The sequence below is a fragment of the Halomonas sp. SIMBA_159 genome (genome assembly GCF_046536035.1).
Classification (GTDB): Bacteria; Pseudomonadota; Gammaproteobacteria; order Pseudomonadales; family Halomonadaceae; genus Vreelandella; species Vreelandella venusta_A.
This window is the reverse complement of record NZ_JAWJBT010001704.1, coordinates 1-233: the sequence shown is the minus strand read 5'-3', so window position 1 is coordinate 233 and position 233 is coordinate 1. Positions and strand designations below refer to the sequence as shown.

Below are 233 nucleotides of genomic sequence, written 5' to 3'. Positions count from 1 at the left end.
CTTGGTCTCCGGATCGGCGTCGATGAGGATCTTGTTGCGGCGCAGGCGCGGCACGTCCTCGCCGTTGTCCGGGATGCGCAGGTCGACCACGTCGAAGTAGGTGTCCGGGGTGTCCAGGAACTCCACGCCCTGCGCGCGCATCGCCTCGACGGTGTCGTAGATGTTGTCGGTGAAGCAGGCGATGTGCTGGATGCCTTCGCCCTTGTAGGCGTCGAGGTACTCGTTGATCTGGC

Annotated in this window: 1 protein-coding gene; it reads right to left on the bottom strand. The window is 64.4% G+C overall.

Going from position 1 to position 233, the window contains the following annotated elements; all coding sequences use genetic code 11:
* A partial coding sequence (locus R0J87_RS25020; RefSeq protein WP_498889725.1) for a VOC family protein occupies positions 1 to 233 on the bottom strand: 233 nt, incomplete at both ends.